This window comes from Streptomyces sp. NPDC005374 (assembly GCF_042872225.1).
Lineage (GTDB): Bacteria > Actinomycetota > Actinomycetes > Streptomycetales > Streptomycetaceae > Streptomyces.
In genome coordinates, this window is the sequence record NZ_JBIAKA010000017.1 from 25,919 (window position 1) to 41,764 (window position 15,846).

Here is a 15,846-nt window from a genome sequence, read left to right on the forward strand (position 1 = left end):
CACACCCGCAACCACAGTCACACCCGCACCCACACCGGTGCGTGGTCCGACCCGGGAGTCCCCACCCGCTTCGTCGGGTTCTCGTCCACCGACGGCAGTTCGAGCGCGTCGTCCCGCTGCTCGGGCAGACCCGTCCCCGCCTCCGCGATACGGACGGCCAGCCGGTGGCTGACCAGGATGTGGTCGATCAGTTCGGCGCGTCCGAAACTGACGCGGGAGAAGCGGCGCTCCTCGGGTATGCGCGGGGCGATGTCCCACAGCCGGAACCGATCTCCGAGGTCCGGCCGGAGGAACGCGCCCGGATTGTCGAGCTCGGAGCCGGGCGGGCCGAGCAGGATCTGCGTGGTGGCGGCGTTCACCACGTCGTTCATGTCGCCGAGGACGATCACGTCCCGTTCGGTCCCGGCGCCTTCCAGCAGGAAGTCCGCGAGGGCGCGCAGGGTCGCCGCCTCGGCCGCCCGCCGGTAGAGGGCGTAGGCGCCGAAGCGGGCCCGCTCGGCCTCGTCGTGCGGCTGGAAGCGGCTCCTGCCCCCGTTGCCCGGATACGACAAAAGCTTCGACTTGAGATGGGCGACGGCCACCTGGAGCACCCCGTCCCCGGTGTCGGTCTCCACCGCGAGGAAGCCGCGGCTGGTCTCGCTGTCGTGCGCGTCCGGCTCGGTGCCGTCGTCGCCCTGCACGGGGCGAAGCTTTTCCGCGAACACATGGGTGTCCCGCCGTACCCGGAGCGGCGTGCGGCTGAGGAAGCCGACGCGGATGCCCCTGTGGTCCGCGTGCCGGGAGAGCGCGATGTGCCACTCCCCGCCGATCGCCTTGACCAGGTCGCCGAGCGTCTCCTCCTGCCTGACCTCCTGGACGCCCAGGATCGTCGGGTCGAGCGCGGTGATCACGGAGGCGAGAGCCTCGACTTTCGCCTCGTACTCCGCCTCGGTACTCGGAGCGCCGTCGCCGCTGCGCGGCAGCATCAGATTCTCTACGTTCCAGGTGCCGACGAGCATGCCGGACCCCTTCCGGAAAGGCGTACGACGAGCGGTGATGAGGCCAGGGTGCACGCGTCCGGGCCGCCGCGACAGAGCGGCGACGGGATGCGCGGTTCACCCACTGCGAGGGCACGACCGCGTCGTACGGTGCCTGTATGACGCCTTCTCCCGCAGGTCTCATCATCTCCCCGTGCACGGTGCTCACGCACGACGATCAAGAGCAGGTCGGGTTCGTGCAGGACGCCGCGATCGTCGTACGGGAGGGGGTCGTCGAGTCGGTGATCAGCAGTGCGCGGGCCGAGGAACTGCCCGCGGTGGAGCGCATCGACGCGCGGGGGCAGGTCGCCCTTCCAGGGCTCGTCAACTGCCACACCCACGCGCCCATGGTCGCCCTGCGCGGGGTCGCCGAGGATCTGCCGACCGAGGAGTGGTTCAACGACGTCGTGTGGCCCATCGAGTCCAACCTCTCCGAGGAGGACGTGGAGTTGGGGGCACGGCTGGCCTGCGCCGAGATGATCCGGGGCGGTGTCACCTGCTTCGCCGACCACTACTTCTCGATGGACGCCGTCGCCGCCGTGGTCGAGGAGTGCGGCATCCGGGCGCACCTCGGTCAGGCGTACTTCTCCTCGCAGGGACCCCAAGGCCGGGAGGAATCCCTGGAGTTCGCGCTACGGCACCGCGGCGGCGCCGGTGGCCGTATCACCACCGCCCTCGCCCCGCACGCGCCTTACACCGTGAACGACACCGACCTCGCCGCGACCGCCTCGCTCGCCCATGAGCACGGCCTCCCCGTCCATCTCCACGCCTCCGAGAACCGCGACCAGGCCGAGGCGAGCCTCGCCCGGCACGGTGTCACGCCCATCGAGGTGCTGCGGCGCACCGGGATCCTCGACACCGACGTCCTGATCGCGCACGGCTCCGGCATCCTCGAAAGCGACCTGCCGATCCTCTCAAGTGCTTCTGGTCGTACGGCTGTTGCGACCGCCCCGCGCGGCTACCTCAAGTTCGCCTGGCCCACCACCACCCCCGTCCGCGCACTGCACGACATCGGCATCCCCGTCGGACTCGCCACGGACGGGGCCGCCTCCAACAACTCCCTCGACGTATGGGAGTCGATGGCGCTCACCGCGCTGATCCAGAAGTCGGCGACCGGCGATCCCCGCTGGCTGACATCCCGTCAGGCCCTGCACCACGCAAGCCTGCAGAGCGCCCGCGCGGTCGGTCTCGGTGACGTCGTCGGCAGCATCGCACCCGGCAGGCGTGCCGACATCATCCTGGTCGACCTCACCGGCCCGCACACCCAGCCCGTCCACGATCTCGCCGCGACCCTCGTCCACAGCGCCCGCTCGAGCGACGTCCGCACGACCATCGTCGACGGCCGCGTCCTGATGCGGGACCGTGAGCTGCTGACCGTCGATGTGGCCGCCGTCGTAAGGGAGTTGGGGGAGCGGATGCCCGCGCTGCTCGACCGGGGGCATGGCAGGCGGATCCAGGACTACAAGACCTGAAATCCGGTCGCGGAGAAGTACTTTGACGCCAACCACCGGTGACCGGGCGGTCGCGACGGTGGGTTCACGCTACACATGAAGGCCGGGACACACCTGTCTGAGGGGGAGGGCCGGCCGGGTGGAGCTGACGATCGACGTCGCGGTACTGCTCGCTGTGATCATCGTTCTGCGGCTGCGTCGACGAACGCAGGCGCGCAGCCGCAACGACGAGAAACTGACCGTGGTCATCGTGCTGGTCTTCGGCATCCTGATCGCTCCGACCGCCTTCGGGCACTCCGTCGCGGACGTGGTCGGCCAACTCGCCCAGGGGGTCACGCGGGCGGACGGTCCGTGACACCGCGGCACCGGGCCGACGCCGATGGGAAGAATCTCCCGCGCCGGCGATGAGTTCCGCCCCGCCCGACGGTCACCACCTCGAACGGACCGTTGTACAGGAGGGCCCATGTCACTACCGGAGATCGTCTCGCGGGACGAGTGGCGCGCGGCACGCGCGGAGTTGCTGGTCAGGGAGAAAGCGGCCACACGCGCGCGGGACGCGCTCAACGCCGAGCGGCGCAGGCTGCCCATGGTCGAGGTCGAGGAGGAGTACGTCTTCGAGGGCGGCGACGGCAAGGCCACGCTGCTCGACCTCTTCGAGGGGTGCGGGCAGCTCGTCGTATACCACTTCATGTTCGCGCCCGAGTGGGACGCGGGATGCCGCAGCTGCTCCGCCTTCCTCGACCAGATCGGACATCTCGTCCATCTGAGGGCACGGGGGACGACGTTCGCGGCCGTGTCGAGAGCGCCGTACACGAAGATCCTTCCGTTCAAGGCGCGGATGGGCTGGACCGTGCCCTGGTACTCGTCGAACGGCGGAGACTTCAACCACGACTTCGAGGCCACCCGGGAGATCGACGGGGAGTGGGTAGAGCGGCCCGGCATCAGCTGCTTCCTGCGCGACCGCGACCGGGTCTTCCACACCTACTCGACCTATGAACGCGGCCTCGACGGGCTCGGCTCGACCACCACCTTCCTCGACCTCACCGCGTTGGGACGGCAGGAGGAATGGGAGGAACCCAAGGGGCGCGCGTCCGCTCTCGGGGCGCCCGCGGGCAGTGTGCGCATCAGGTATCACGACGAGTACGAGGACTGACACAGAGCGTGAGAAAAGCCGCCGTACGGTGACAGGATCCTCACACTCCGGGGTGAAGCCGTGTCAACTACGTCTCAGTACGGCAACTCAGCGAGGCCAACGGGCCCCGGAAGGCGTTAACTCCTACAAGTGCTCCTACGGGTGAGTACAACGCTTTCTGGAGGTGCAGGGTGGTGAACGGGCGAACAGTGCTCGAACGCTTTCCCGCTGGCGGGCCGCGCGGATCGTGGCCGGCGGAGGAGTTCGCGCACGCGAGGCGACTCGAGGGAATGGCGGCGGAGGTCGTCATGGACCTCGCCACGGACATGTTCCTGGTGATCGTCCCCGGTGCGGAGGCGGCCGACGCCGTCGCCTGAGGTCAGCCCGCCTCCTTGGCGGGCACCTTCCCCGTGAACTGCTCGGCCTGGAGCGAGTACAGCTCCGCGTAGACACCTCCCGAGGCCAGGAGCTCCTCGGGCGTGCCCGACTCCACGAGCCGGCCCTGCTCCAGCACGTGCACCAGGTCCGCGTGACGTACGGACGCCAGCCGGTGGGTGATCAGGACGACCGTCTGACCGGTACCGGCCAGGGCGCGGATCTTCTCGAAGACCTCCAGTTCGGCCCGGGCGTCCAGGGCGGCCGTCGGTTCGTCCACGATCAGGATGTGCCCGCGCCGGTAGGCGGCCCGGGCGATCCCGAGCCGCTGCCACTGCCCGCCGGACAGCTCGTGCCCGCCGCTGAAGTTGCGGGCCAGCAGCGTGTCCAGGCCGCGCGGCAGATCCTCCAGTACCTCTCCGGCCCCGGCCTCCGCGACCGCGCCGGACACCCGCTCGTCGGTGAGCGGCGCCGAGGAGCGGCCCACCGCCACATTGACGCGGGCGGTGAACGGCCACCGCTTGAAGTCCTGGGCGACCATCGCGACCCGCTCGGCGAGCAGCTTCCGGTCCGCGTGCGCCGCGTCCACGTCGTCCCACAGGATCCGGCCACGGCCCGGGGCGTACAGGCCCGCGAGCAGCTTCACCAGGGTGGTCTTGCCGGAGCCGTTCTCCCCGACCAGCGCGACGATCTTGCCGAGCGGCAGGGTGAGCGTCACGTCGTCGAGCGCGGGGCGGGCCGCGTCGCCCGGGTAGGCGAAGGTGACGTTCTCGAAGCGGATCTCGCTCGGATCGTCCGGCAGTACCGTCCCGCCCGCCGGGATCGCCCACTTGTCCGCCTCCTCGTAGAGCCGCTGGAGGTCGCCGACGAACAGGGCCTCCTCGTGCAGGGCGTTCATCTCGACGACCAGGGTGTTCAGGCTCTGCGAGCCGGTGCGCACGGCGATCACGGCCGTACCGGCCACCGACAGCGCCATCGCGCCCGCCAGCAGCAAACCGCCCAGGGTCGCGTACGTCGCCACCGTCGCCAGGCCCGTCCAGGCCGCCGCGATCAGCCCCGTGCGTGCCGCGAGCCGGGCCAGTCGGGCCTGCTCCGTCTCCGCCGTCTCCGCCATCGCGCGGTAGTGCCTGAGCAGGAACGGGCCCACCCCGTGGACCCGGATCTCCGGCGCCGCCTCCGGCTCGATCAGCAGGGCGCCCAGCAGTCGGCCCGCCCGCACGTGCTGCACCCAGGTGTGGAAGGACTCGTACTGGCGGCGCGCGATCGTCAGCGCGCCCCAGCCGCTCGGGATCGTCATCGTGACCAGCAGCGGCAGCAGCGCCGGGTGCAGCACGGTCAGCACGCCCGCCGCCGCGATCAGCGAGATCATCGCGTTCACCACGCGCGTCGCGAACGAGATCATGCGGCGGGCCGAGGTGGCGCCGTACTGGGCGGTGTCCAGCAGTTTGTGGAAGGCGTGGTCCTCGATCGCGGCCAGCTCGACGGTCGCCGCCCGCTCCAGATACCGCTCGGTCGCCACCCGCTCCACCTTGGGCTCCAGGCGGCCGGTGGCATGCGTCGACGCGGCCCGCAGCAGTGCCCCGACCAGCATCACGGCGGCCATGGTGACCAGTGCGGGCACGGCTCCCCGCAGCCGGGCCTCCAGCGCGCCCCCGCTGATCAGCCGCCCCAGCACACTGTTGACCGCGAGCAGACTCACCGCCTGTGTCAGACCCCGCGTCACCTCGGCGGCCAGTACGGTCCGTGCGGCCCGCCGGTCCGCCTGCCAGGCCAGCCGGAGACTCGCCGACAGCAGCGACGGCAGCCGGGTGACCATGGCCCGGAACCCCAGCTCCAGAAACGCGTCGGAGTGCGAGTTCCACCCCATGTCGTACCGCAGCGGCCCCCCGAAGAGCAGCCGCTCCGACTCCGAGACCCCGGGCTGCTCAGTGCCAGACCGTTTCCCCACCGCGGACCTCCCCGATCGTGGACGGGGCAACTATGGCGGGGCGGGCCGCACGGGGGGAGGGCGCAGAGGGAAGTACGGCGAGAGCGCGGGCGCACACCTGGAAGGGGGAGCACGGTCGGTGCGGGGGTGCGGGGGTGCGGGGGTGCGGGGGTGCGGGGGTGCGGGGGTGCGGGAACGCGGGGGACCGGGCGGCCAGTCACAGACGTCCTGTCCGTGGGCGGCGGCCTATCGGGCCGGGGTGACCGGACGTGACCAGTCGTGGGCGTCGCGTCGGCGGGCGGTGGTCTTTCCGGACGAGCTGACCGGACGTGACCAGTCGCGGGCGTCCCCTCCCCGCGCGGTGGCCTATCCGGCCGAGCTGACCGGGCGCGACCAGTTCGGAGTCGTCCCCGTGAGGCGGCACAACGCCAAGTACAACGGTATCGGCGGCGTGTACGGCAACGCCCCCTCCGGCCGGTGCACGAGGTCGGGTACCACCGGGGCGTCCGGAACGACCGCCCCGGTGGCGTACTGGGCAGGCGCGGGCCATTCGAGCGCGTAGTCGGAGTCGGCGGGGACCAGCCACCACCAGTGCGTGTCATCGGCGTACACGCACCCGACCCGGGGCAGTCGCGGCACCAGCTGCTGCCCCAGCAGCGCCGGCACCCGCACCGCGTCGCAGCCCAGCGGCACCGTCATCCCCTCCGGCACGGCCAGCTTGCGCGGTGCCGCCGGCGCGCGCAGCCCGCGCCCGAGGCGGACCAGCGTGTCCAGGGTCAGCACCTGGGCGCCGGATCCGCTCCTCACGACCATGCGCCCGCGTCCCCCGTCCCGTGATCGCGCGCTTCCGCGTCGGGCATCGCCCGGTGGTGCTCCTCGGCCTCGTCACCCTGGCCCGACCCCCCGGAGGGAACCGGCTTCGGGCGGGCCCCCCAGCCCAGGTCGTTGCGCGGGCCGGTGTCCGTGAGGGGCTCGTCCGCCTTGCGCGGCAGCTCCGCCCAGACGAGCAGGCCGGGGCCGTGCTCATGGGCACCCCACGCGTGACAGAGGGAGTCGACGAGGAGCAGTCCCCTCCCGTGCTCCTCCTCGCCACGCTGCGGGGACGGGTGGGGCTCACCCGGCGCACAGCCCTCGTCGCGGACGGCTATCCGCACCAGGTCGTCATCGTCGTGCAGCTCGCAGACCACACGGCTGCTCGCGGTGTGCACGATGGCGTTGGTGACCAGCTCGGAGACGACCAGGGCGGCCGAGTCACAGGTGTCCTCACAGACCGACCAGTGGGTCAGTCTGGCCCTCGTCAGGCGTCTGGCCTGCGCGGGAGAACCCGGATGCGCGGCCAGCTCGAATCGGAACCGGCGCCGGGCAGCAGCCCTCTCGGGCCCCACTCCCGCGATGGCACCGAGACCCTGGGGACGGTCCGCGGCGGCGTCTGTTCCTAAGGGCGGGGACGGAATCACGCTTGCCACTATCGCCCCGTCGTGAACACTTGGCAAGTGTCACTCTGAAAAATGCAGAGTGCTGTGTGACGCGGTGAGAGGCCGTGGCAGACTGCACGCAACAGCATCTTGAGCGGCGCCAGTTGGGATCACCGGAGATCCGTACGTATCCGTCTTCGTATCCGTACAGATCTTCGAATTAGGTCTTCGAATGGCGCCGCTGGGCTGTCAGCATGCAGAGGGCCGTGACTTCCGTCCCCGGCGTTTCCGATGCACCTCGATGCGCCCGATGTACCTGATGTGTTCGAGTGTCCGACGTATGCGACTTCGTGGAGGTGGAGCGTGAGTGAACCGCGGTCCGCGCCGACGGTCGGCCAGGTCGTCCTCGGCCGGCGCCTGCTGGACCTGCGGGAACGCGCCGGGCTCAAGCGCGAGGAAGCCGCCCGCATCCTCCGCGTCGCGCCCGCCACCGTCCGCCGTATGGAGATGGCCGAGGTCGGTCTCAAGATCCCCTACCTCCAGCTCCTGCTGAAGGCCTACGGCGTCTCCGACCAGGAGGCCGAGGACTTCGTCCAACTCGCCGAGGACGCCAACCGCCCCGGCTGGTGGCAGCGCTTCCACGACGTGTTGCCCGGCTGGTTCTCGATGCACGTCAGCCTGGAGGGCGCGGCCGCGCTCATCCGCGAGTACGAACCGCACTTCGTGCCCGGACTGCTCCAGACCGAGGACTACGCGCGTGGCGTCCTGCGCTCGGGCGCCATCGGCCAGACCAGTCCCGAGGACATCGAGCGCCATGTCGCCCTGCGCATGGAACGCCAGGGACTGCTCACCCGTCACGACGCGCCCCGGCTGTGGGTCGTCATGGACGAGACCGTGCTGCGCCGCCCTGTCGGCGGCCCGGAGGTGATGCGTGCCCAGATCGACAAACTGCTCGAGGCAACGAAGCTGCCCAACGTGACGCTGCAGGTCGCCCCGTTCGCCAACGGGCCGCACCCCGGCACGTACGGGCCCTTCGTGCTCTTCCGATTCGCCGTGCCCGAACTTCCGGACATGGTCTACAGCGAGTACCTGACCGGCGCGATCTATCTGGACGCGCGAGTCGAGGTGGCGACCCACCTCGAGGTCATGGACCGCATGGCGGCGCAGGCCGCTACAGCACATCGCACGAAGGAGATCCTCCGGGATCTCCGCAAGGAGTTGTGAATGAACCGCATCAAGTCGCCGCGCATGTCCGTCTACAACGGGATGCCCGCCCGGGAGCTGGGGAGCGAAGGCTGGCACAAGCCGTGGAGCGGAGGCAACGGCGGCAACTGCCTGGAGGCGATGAAGCTCGCCGACGGCCGGATCGCCGTCCGTCAGTCCACCGATCCGGACGGCCCGGCGCTGATCTACACCACCGACGAGATGACCGCGTTCATCGAGGGCGCGAAGGCAGGGGCGGCCGACTTCCTTCTGTCCTGACCCCGGTACCCGACCCGGGTGCTGAATTGCTGGGTATCACTTGATGGTTGAGATCGACGCGTGGGAGTACCACACACGTCCTTGAGGCGGTGGGGGCGAGCGGCAGACGCTCGCCCCCACCTGTGTGTACCGGTGGCGGCCCGCCTCGACCGCTACGACGGGGCCGGCGTCGCCGGAACCCGCGCCTCACCCTGCGGCAGCGCCCCGCACAGCGCTTCCAGTGCCGCCCCGTACGCGTGCTCGGAAGGCGTCGCATACCCCACCACCAGGCCGTCGCGGGCCGGCATGTCGGTGTCCGGGTGGCGGAACTCCGCGAGCCCGTCGAGGGCGACGCCCCGCCGGACCGCGGCCTGGACGGCGGACCGTTCGGTGCCCGGCGGCAGCCGCAGCACCGCGTGCAGCCCGGCCGCGATCCCGCCGGCCTCGATGTGCGGTGCGTGCTCGGCCAGCCCGGCGACGAGCCGGTCCCGGCGGGCCCGGTACCGCTGCCGCATCCGCCGTACATGACGGTCGTAGGCCCCGGAGGTGATGAGGTCGGCGAGGGCCAGCTGGTCGAGGATGCTCGCCCAGGCCTCCCGCTCGCCCTTGGCCGCGAGGGCGTCGCCGACGTACCGCTGCGGCAGCACCATCCACCCCAGGCGCACCGCGGGTGACAGGCTCTTGCTGACCGAGCCGAGGAGGATCACCCGCTCCGGGTCGAGGCTCTGGAGGGCGCCGACGGGCTTGCGGTCATAGCGGAACTCCCCGTCGTAGTCGTCCTCCAGCACCACCCCGCCACGCGCGCGTGCCCAGTCGACCACCGCGGCCCGCCGCTCGGCGTGCAGCGGACCGCCGGTGGGGAACTGGTGCGCGGGCGTGAGCAGTACGGCCCGCTCGCGCCCCAACCGGTCGACGAGCGCGCCGTGTTCGTCGAGAGGAATCGGAACGGTCCGTACGCCCTCGGCCGCGAGCAGCTCCCGGTGGAAGGGCAGCCCGTACGCCTCCACGGCCAGCGGACCGCGCAGGACGCCGCTTCCGAAGAGCAGCCGCAGAGCGTGCGCGACCCCGGAGCAGACGACGATCCGGTCCGGCTCCGTGCGCACGCCACGCGCGCGTGCGAGGTACTCGGCGAGGGCCGCTCTCAGCTCGGGACGTCCGGCGGGGTCACCGGGACCGAAGACCTCGTTGGGGGCCCGGTGCAGGGCCCGGCGGTAGGAGGCGAGCCAGGCGGCCCGGGGGAAGGCGGAGGAGTCCGGCGTGCCCTGGCGCAGGTCGTGGCGGGGGCCACGCGCGCGTGCGGGTGTCTTCACGGGTGTCTTCAGGGGTGCGGATACGGCGGGGCGGAGCGGCTCGGTCCGCTCGGCGACCCGGGTGCCCGAACCCTGGCGGGAGGTGAGCCAGCCCTCCGCGACGAGTTCGGCGTAGGCGTCGGCGACCGTGTTGCGGGCGACGCCGAGGTCGACGGCGAGTGAGCGGTACGGCGGCAGCCGGGTGCCGGGGGCGAGCCGCCCACCGCGTACGGCCTCGCGCAGGGCCCGGATCAGCGCGGCGCGCCGACTCCCGGGCGCGGAGAGCTCCAGGTGCAGGTCGGAGCCGATCCGCTCCGCGTGATTGACCCATGATTCCGCCACGGAAATGCACCCTACAGCCGGTCTTTCAGGCTCGTAGATTGATCACATGACGACGACGAACGCGAACGTGACAGGTACGGCCCGGCTGAACCTCGCGAAGGCCGCCCCCAGGGTCTTCCGCGCCCTGGTCGGCTTCGACGCGGCGGCCCGCGAGGGCCTCGACCCCGCCCTCGTCGAACTGATCCAGATCCGAGCCTCCCACCTCAACCGCTGCGCGTACTGCCTGCACATGCACACCAACGACGCCCGCAAGGCCGGTGAGAGCGAGGACCGCCTCCACATGGTTCCCGTCTGGCGGGAGGCCCGCCATTTCTTCACCGAGAGGGAACAGGCGGCCCTGGCTCTGACGGAGTCGGTGACGCTGGTGGCCGACGGCGGCGTCCCCGACGAGGTCTACGGCGAGGCCGCGGCGTGGTTCGACGAGCGGGAACTGGCCCACATCCTGTCCCTGATCCTGACGATCAACACGTGGAACAGGGTGGCGCTGGCGACGGGGAAGGTGGCGGGCACGGACGAGCGGCGCTGAGCGGTCCGCCCCGCCGGTCCCCTTGATCCGCCGCAGTGGTGCGCGCGACCGCGACGGGGCAGCCCGGCGGTGCCGAACCGCCGAGCCCCTCGCGCAGCACGCCCTACACGGTCATGGGCCGGTCGTACGGCCCGATCGGCGCCGGCAGCTGTGAACTCCCCGTCAGATACCGGTCGACGGCGGCCGCGACCGCCCGCCCCTCCGCGATCGCCCACACGATCAGCGACTGCCCCCGAGCGGCGTCCCCCGCCGCGAACACCCCGGGCACATTCGTCCCGAACCCCGCATCCCGCGCGACCGTCCCCCGGGGCTCCGTCTCCAGCCCCAACTGCCCCAGGAGCCCGTCTCCCTGGTCCGGCCCGGAGAACCCGAGCGCGAGCAGCACGAGGTCGGCGGGCAGTGTCCGCCCCGTCCCCTCGACCGCCCGCCGGGCCGCGTCCACCTCGACGAGATGCAGCGACCGCACACGCCCTTCGGTGTCCCCCTCGAAACGGAGCGTCGACGCGGCGAACATCCGCGCGTCCGCGTCCGCCGCAGGCGCCGTCTCCAGGTCCCGGGCCTCCTCGTGCGCCGCCGACAAACGGTAGATCTTCGGATACGTCGGCCACGGCTCGGCATCCTCGTCCCGCTCGTCCCCGGGCTGCGCGTAGATGTCCAACTGGGTCACGGAAGCGGCCCCTTCACGCACCGCGGTCCCCAGACAGTCGGCCCCGGTGTCGCCCCCGCCCACGATCACGACATGCCTGCCCGCGGCCGACATGGGGGACACCTCCAGATCCCCCTCGCACACCCGGTTGGCCAGCGGCAGATACTCCATGGCCTGCTGGATTCCGGCCAACTCCCGTCCGGGCACGTCCAGGTCACGCCAGGCCGTGGCCCCCGTGGCGATCACCACCGCGTCGTACCGCGTCCGCAGTTCCGCCGCCGCGACATCCCGGCCGACCGCCGTTGACGTACGGAACTTCGTCCCCTCGGCGCGCATCTGCCCGATCCGCCGTTCCAGATGGCGCTTCTCCAGCTTGAACTCGGGGATGCCGTAGCGCATCAGCCCACCGAGGCGGTCGTCCTTCTCGTAGACGGCGACCGTGTGTCCCGCGCGCGTCAACTGCTGTGCCGCGGCGAGCCCGGTCGGCCCCGACCCGATCACCGCGACGGTCCGTCCGGACAGCCGGTCCGGCGGCCGTGGCGGGGCGAACCCGAGCTCCCAGGTCCGGTCGGCGACGGCGACCTCGACGTTCTTGATGGTGACCGCCGGCTGGTTGATGGCGAGCACACACCCCGCCTCGCACGGCGCCGGGCACAACCGGCCCGTGAACTCGGGGAAGTTGTTCGTCGCATGCAGCCGGTCGGCGGCCTGCCGCCAGTCCTCCCGGGAGACCAGGTCGTTCCACTCGGGTATGAGGTTCCCGAGCGGACAGGCTTCGTGGCAGAACGGTATGCCGCAGTCCATGCAACGGTCCGCCTGCTCGCTGACGATGGGCAGCAGCGCCCCGGGGACGTACACCTCGTCCCAGTCCCGGACCCGCTCCTCGACCGGCCGCCGGGGCCGGTCCCGGCGAGGCGTGGTCATGAATCCCTTGGGATCGGCCATGGCCGTCTCCCTTGCTCGCACTGGTGACGCCGACGCGTCCGGCGTGTCCGGTGAGTTCGGCGTGGCCGGTGCGCTCGGAGCGTGCTCGGTGTGCCCGGCGCGGCCGCGCGTCATCGGGAGGCACGCTCGCGGAACTCCTTCCGGCCACGATACGACTCATCGGCCACTCGCGCAGAGTGCCGGAAAGCCGCCGGGACAGCGCGGGCCGGCGCCCTCTCGCGGCCCCGGGAGGGTGTGCGCGATGCTCGGACGCTCACGTGAGGGCGAGGACATACGCCAGCGCCGCCGCGCCCGAGGCGGCCGCGCGCAGGTGGTTCCACATCGTCCACTCGCGCACGAACGTCGGCCAGTATGCCGCCGCCTCCGGGGTGCCCGGGTCCAGCCTGAGCAGGGCGTCGTTGCGCGGCACGTTCGCCACCATCGTCAGCCCGAACGAGCCGAACAGATACAACGCGCTGCCCACCAGCAGTTCCACCGTCCCCTCGTCCGGCCACAGCACGAAGGTCACCACCGCGATCATCGCGGACAGCACCGCGGAGCCCGCGAACACGGCCATGAACGGCGGCCGCACCGCGGTCACATTGATGGCGTTCATCGCGGCGACGCCCTGCGCGGGCGGCAACGCGGCGAGTCCACTCATCACGAAGGTCGAGAACGCGCAGAAGACGCCGGCCACCAGCCCCGTCCCCAGTACCCCCAGCAAGACCAGCACGAAGTACGGCCCATCGATCATCTCAACACCAGCTCCCGCCTCCGGCCGAGCCCCGGGCCCGGCACCACCCGTCCCCACCAGTGAATCCCGCCCCACGTCCGCTCACCATGGCCGTTCCGCGCACCGCCATACGCAGACGTCCACCCCCGTCCGAAGCCGAACCCCCACCTGCCTCCCTCTCAGCCCGCTTCTTCCTCCCCTTCCACCACCGTCCCCCCGCCGCGCCACCTCCTCAGCACCGTCTCCACGTCCCCCGAGATCCGCCGCCGCGCCTCATGCCGCGCCACCCCGCTCATCAGCAACGCGTCATACGGCGTGTCCACATGCCGCACGGACGCCACCACCGCCGCCATCACCGCCCCCTCCGACAAGGCCCGCCCCGCCGCACTCCGCCCGACCCGCCCACTGCCCCGCACGGACGCATGCGAGGCGACGGCTGCCGCCCGGTCGTCCGGGCACCCGGGAAAGAGCCGCCGGACCTCGGCCGCGAACGCCTCCGCGAACCGCACGTCCGCGACCGTCCGCCGGCGGGCGTCCCGCGCCCGTCGCCGTCGCCGTGCCTCCGCGTCCGCCAGACACCGCTCCTCGGCCCGCACGAGCCCCGTCTCCTCGACGAGGACGCCCTGCCGCTCGTAACGACCCTTGCGCCGGTTGAACCGCACGACGACCGCGGACAGCGTGCTCTCCTCCCGCGACCGACGGGTGAGCGCCGTGTCGCCGCGCGGCAGGAACACCAGATGCCCGAGATCGGCGCAGTCGAGACACCGCGGCGCCCCGCCCTCGACGACGAGCAGCGCCAACGGCCCACCCCGGCACCGCGCACAGTGCCGTCTCCGCAACGGCTGGATGACGACAGGCCCACCACGGGGCGCGGGAGTCACTGGGCCTGCCATGAGGGGTTCATTCCCCAGGCACCCCCACCACCGACACCCTTGTCCGGCGCCCACCGCGCGTTCAGCAGTCGAACACCGACCAGCAGATGTCGTTCCGCAATCTCTGGTCGTCCAGTACGAGTTCGCGAATCGCCTCCGGGAGCTGGTCGCGCTGCCACCGGCACTCGAGCCGCCCCGCGGCCTCACTCCCGTTCGCCGGCGCGGCAGCGCGAGCGGCCTTGATCGCATAGGCGGCGGCGCCGAGTTCGTGCGCGGCGACGTGTGCGACGCATCCGGCCTGGCCGGCGGCGTACGCGGCATGCCGGGCCGCGCCGCGTAGGTCTCGAGCCGCGCCCATCGCATGGCCGCCCGCCGCGCGGGCCTCCATCATCCTCACCTCGCCGCGCACCCAGGCGCGGGCATGCTCGATCGCCTGGCGCGGCCGAGGGTCCTCAGGGCGAACCGACTCGAAGAGGTCAAGGACGTGCTCCGCGCAAGCCGCAGCCCAGAGAGCGAGGAGATGGTGATCCGCATCGGTGAGCGTCCCACCGCGACGGACCGTCACCAAGCGGGGATCTCTGACCTTCGGGAGGATCAAGGTCGGCCTTCCTTCCTGCTGACATCCGGCCCGCACCCGACGACGCGCATCCGCGAGGTCGTGTGGATCGGCGTGAGGGCGTCCTCGATGAACGGCCGGCCGGGACGTCCGGCGAACCTCAGGCGGCGCAGGGGAGCCCGGCCGCCCGGCCGGCACTCCTGACCGGCACTCCTCACCGGCAGGCGTCGCCGCCGGCCAACACCACGGTCGCGTAAACGCGCCTTCGAATCCACCGGCACACGGCATCCCTTCAACCCGCCGCCCAGGTAGGCGCCTTGAGCGTCCCTGAGCGCCTGCCGGACCTATGACCGCGACGCGCCCCGAGCGTCCGCTGACGCATCATGGCCGTGTGCGACTCGAAGCGATCACCTGGGACCGGCTCGGCGACCAGCTGGCCGACCGCCTTGTCGACCTGGAACCGGCCGACGGCAGCCCCTGGCCCCGCGTGGCCCTCGACGGCGCCCCGGCGGCCCGCCCTGGTGATCTCGCCGAACGGGTCGGCGAGGCCCTGCGCATACGCGGCCGTCCCTCGCTCGTCGTCGGCGCGCAGGGTTTCCTGCGTCCCGCCTCGCTCCGTCTGGAATACGGCCGTCACGACCTGGAGGCCTACTACGACGGCTGGTTCGACACCGGTGCCCTCTGGCGCGAGGTCTTCGGTCCTCTCGAACCAGGCGGCGACGGCCGAGTCCTGCCCGACCTGTGGGACCCGGTCACCGACCGCGCCACCCGCAACCCCTACGTCCAGCTCCCGCCCGGCGGCGTCCTGTTGCTCCACGGCCCCCTCCTGCTGCGTCACTGGTTCCCCTTCGACCTGACCGTCCACGTCCTCCTCTCCGAGGGAGCCCTGCGACGCCGTACACCCGAGTCCGACCACTGGACCCTCCCCGCCTACGAGCGCTATGCAGACGAGACCGACCCGGCGGGCACGGCCGACGTCCTCGTCCGCGCCGACGACCCGCGCCACCCGGCGTGGAGCGGCTGACCCGGCCGTTCCGGAGCCGCCACGGTGCGCGTGGTCCCGCGGGGCGCCGCGCGGCCTGCCGGCGGACCGGTGACCCGGGGCTGGCCGCCGTCACCGCGGGTTCCGGGTGCGCGCCCCCGCGGGCCCGGCGAGAATGTAGGGCGCCGGGACTTGCGGC

At 71.8% G+C, this 15,846-nt stretch carries 17 protein-coding genes; 8 read left to right on the forward strand and 9 right to left on the reverse strand.

Annotation, left to right across the window (positions count from 1 at the left end; genetic code table 11):
- Positions 1-17 precede the first annotated feature (17 nt).
- Positions 18-998 (reverse strand): endonuclease/exonuclease/phosphatase family protein, encoded by a 981-nt coding sequence (locus ACFYRX_RS35110; RefSeq protein WP_389108814.1) that lies wholly within the window; start codon positions 996-998, stop codon positions 18-20.
- 137 nt (positions 999-1,135) lie between these two features.
- On the opposite strand from ACFYRX_RS35110, the gene ACFYRX_RS35115 reads away from it, so the two are divergent.
- The 4 genes from ACFYRX_RS35115 (at position 1,136) to ACFYRX_RS35130 (ending at position 3,976) form a co-directional block, all read left to right on the forward strand.
- Positions 1,136-2,488, forward strand: a complete 1,353-nt coding sequence (locus ACFYRX_RS35115; protein ID WP_389108817.1) for an amidohydrolase — start codon at positions 1,136-1,138, stop codon at positions 2,486-2,488.
- 118 nt (positions 2,489-2,606) lie between these two features.
- The gene (locus ACFYRX_RS35120; protein WP_389108820.1) at positions 2,607-2,822 is read left to right on the forward strand and encodes a hypothetical protein; all 216 of its coding nucleotides are present in this window, start codon (positions 2,607-2,609) and stop codon (positions 2,820-2,822) included.
- A 108-nt stretch (positions 2,823-2,930) separates the two neighbouring features.
- Positions 2,931-3,620, forward strand: a complete 690-nt coding sequence (locus ACFYRX_RS35125; protein ID WP_389108823.1) for a DUF899 domain-containing protein — start codon at positions 2,931-2,933, stop codon at positions 3,618-3,620.
- A 173-nt stretch (positions 3,621-3,793) separates the two neighbouring features.
- Positions 3,794-3,976, forward strand: a complete 183-nt coding sequence (locus ACFYRX_RS35130; RefSeq protein ID WP_328746496.1) for a hypothetical protein — start codon at positions 3,794-3,796, stop codon at positions 3,974-3,976.
- Between the two features lie 2 nt (positions 3,977-3,978).
- Here the strand turns inward: ACFYRX_RS35130 and ACFYRX_RS35135 are convergent, their stop codons facing one another.
- The 3 genes from ACFYRX_RS35135 to ACFYRX_RS35145 form a co-directional block, all read right to left on the reverse strand.
- Positions 3,979-5,841: an ABC transporter ATP-binding protein gene (locus ACFYRX_RS35135; RefSeq protein ID WP_389109334.1), complete on the reverse strand. Its 1,863-nt coding sequence runs from the start codon at positions 5,839-5,841 to the stop codon at positions 3,979-3,981.
- Positions 5,842-6,267: 426 nt separating this feature from the next.
- Entirely contained in the window at positions 6,268-6,714 is a 447-nt protein-coding gene (locus tag ACFYRX_RS35140) for a hypothetical protein (protein WP_389108826.1), read from the reverse strand.
- On the reverse strand, positions 6,705-7,367 hold the full coding sequence (locus ACFYRX_RS35145; RefSeq protein ID WP_389108829.1) for an ATP-binding protein: 663 nt from the start codon (positions 7,365-7,367) through the stop codon (positions 6,705-6,707). The genes ACFYRX_RS35140 and ACFYRX_RS35145 overlap by 10 nt, the downstream gene beginning before the upstream one ends.
- Positions 7,368-7,679: 312 nt before the next feature.
- Between ACFYRX_RS35145 and ACFYRX_RS35150 the strand changes: the two genes are divergently transcribed.
- Together ACFYRX_RS35150 and ACFYRX_RS35155 are read left to right on the forward strand one after the other, a co-directional pair.
- The gene (locus ACFYRX_RS35150) at positions 7,680-8,540 is read left to right on the forward strand and encodes a helix-turn-helix transcriptional regulator (RefSeq protein WP_389108832.1); all 861 of its coding nucleotides are present in this window, start codon (positions 7,680-7,682) and stop codon (positions 8,538-8,540) included.
- A complete protein-coding gene (locus ACFYRX_RS35155; RefSeq protein WP_389108835.1) occupies positions 8,541-8,798 on the forward strand; it encodes a DUF397 domain-containing protein in 258 nt (85 codons plus the stop codon).
- Between the two features lie 152 nt (positions 8,799-8,950).
- Here the strand turns inward: ACFYRX_RS35155 and ACFYRX_RS35160 are convergent, their stop codons facing one another.
- Entirely contained in the window at positions 8,951-10,408 is a 1,458-nt protein-coding gene (locus tag ACFYRX_RS35160; RefSeq protein ID WP_389108837.1) for a PLP-dependent aminotransferase family protein, read from the reverse strand.
- 46 nt (positions 10,409-10,454) lie between these two features.
- Between ACFYRX_RS35160 and ACFYRX_RS35165 the strand changes: the two genes are divergently transcribed.
- Positions 10,455-10,934, forward strand: a complete 480-nt coding sequence (locus ACFYRX_RS35165) for a carboxymuconolactone decarboxylase family protein (RefSeq protein WP_389108840.1) — start codon at positions 10,455-10,457, stop codon at positions 10,932-10,934.
- Positions 10,935-11,037: 103 nt separating this feature from the next.
- Here ACFYRX_RS35165 and ACFYRX_RS35170 read toward each other — a convergent pair whose 3' ends face one another.
- The 4 genes from ACFYRX_RS35170 to ACFYRX_RS35185 all read right to left on the reverse strand — a co-directional run bounded on the left by ACFYRX_RS35170 (position 11,038) and on the right by ACFYRX_RS35185 (position 14,707).
- Complete coding sequence (locus tag ACFYRX_RS35170; protein WP_389108843.1) at positions 11,038-12,525, reverse strand: glutamate synthase subunit beta; 1,488 nt, start codon at positions 12,523-12,525, stop codon at positions 11,038-11,040.
- Between the two features lie 253 nt (positions 12,526-12,778).
- Entirely contained in the window at positions 12,779-13,258 is a 480-nt protein-coding gene (locus ACFYRX_RS35175; protein WP_389108846.1) for a DUF1772 domain-containing protein, read from the reverse strand.
- Positions 13,259-13,416: 158 nt separating this feature from the next.
- Positions 13,417-14,130, reverse strand: a complete 714-nt coding sequence (locus ACFYRX_RS35180; protein WP_389108849.1) for a DUF2293 domain-containing protein — start codon at positions 14,128-14,130, stop codon at positions 13,417-13,419.
- 61 nt (positions 14,131-14,191) lie between these two features.
- The gene (locus ACFYRX_RS35185) at positions 14,192-14,707 is read right to left on the reverse strand and encodes a putative immunity protein (protein ID WP_389108852.1); all 516 of its coding nucleotides are present in this window, start codon (positions 14,705-14,707) and stop codon (positions 14,192-14,194) included.
- Between the two features lie 349 nt (positions 14,708-15,056).
- Here ACFYRX_RS35185 and ACFYRX_RS35190 point away from each other — a divergent pair, with 349 nt between their 5' ends.
- Positions 15,057-15,689, forward strand: coding sequence for a uridine kinase (locus tag ACFYRX_RS35190; RefSeq protein WP_389108855.1), 633 nt, complete (start codon positions 15,057-15,059; stop codon positions 15,687-15,689).
- Positions 15,690-15,846 lie beyond the last annotated feature (157 nt).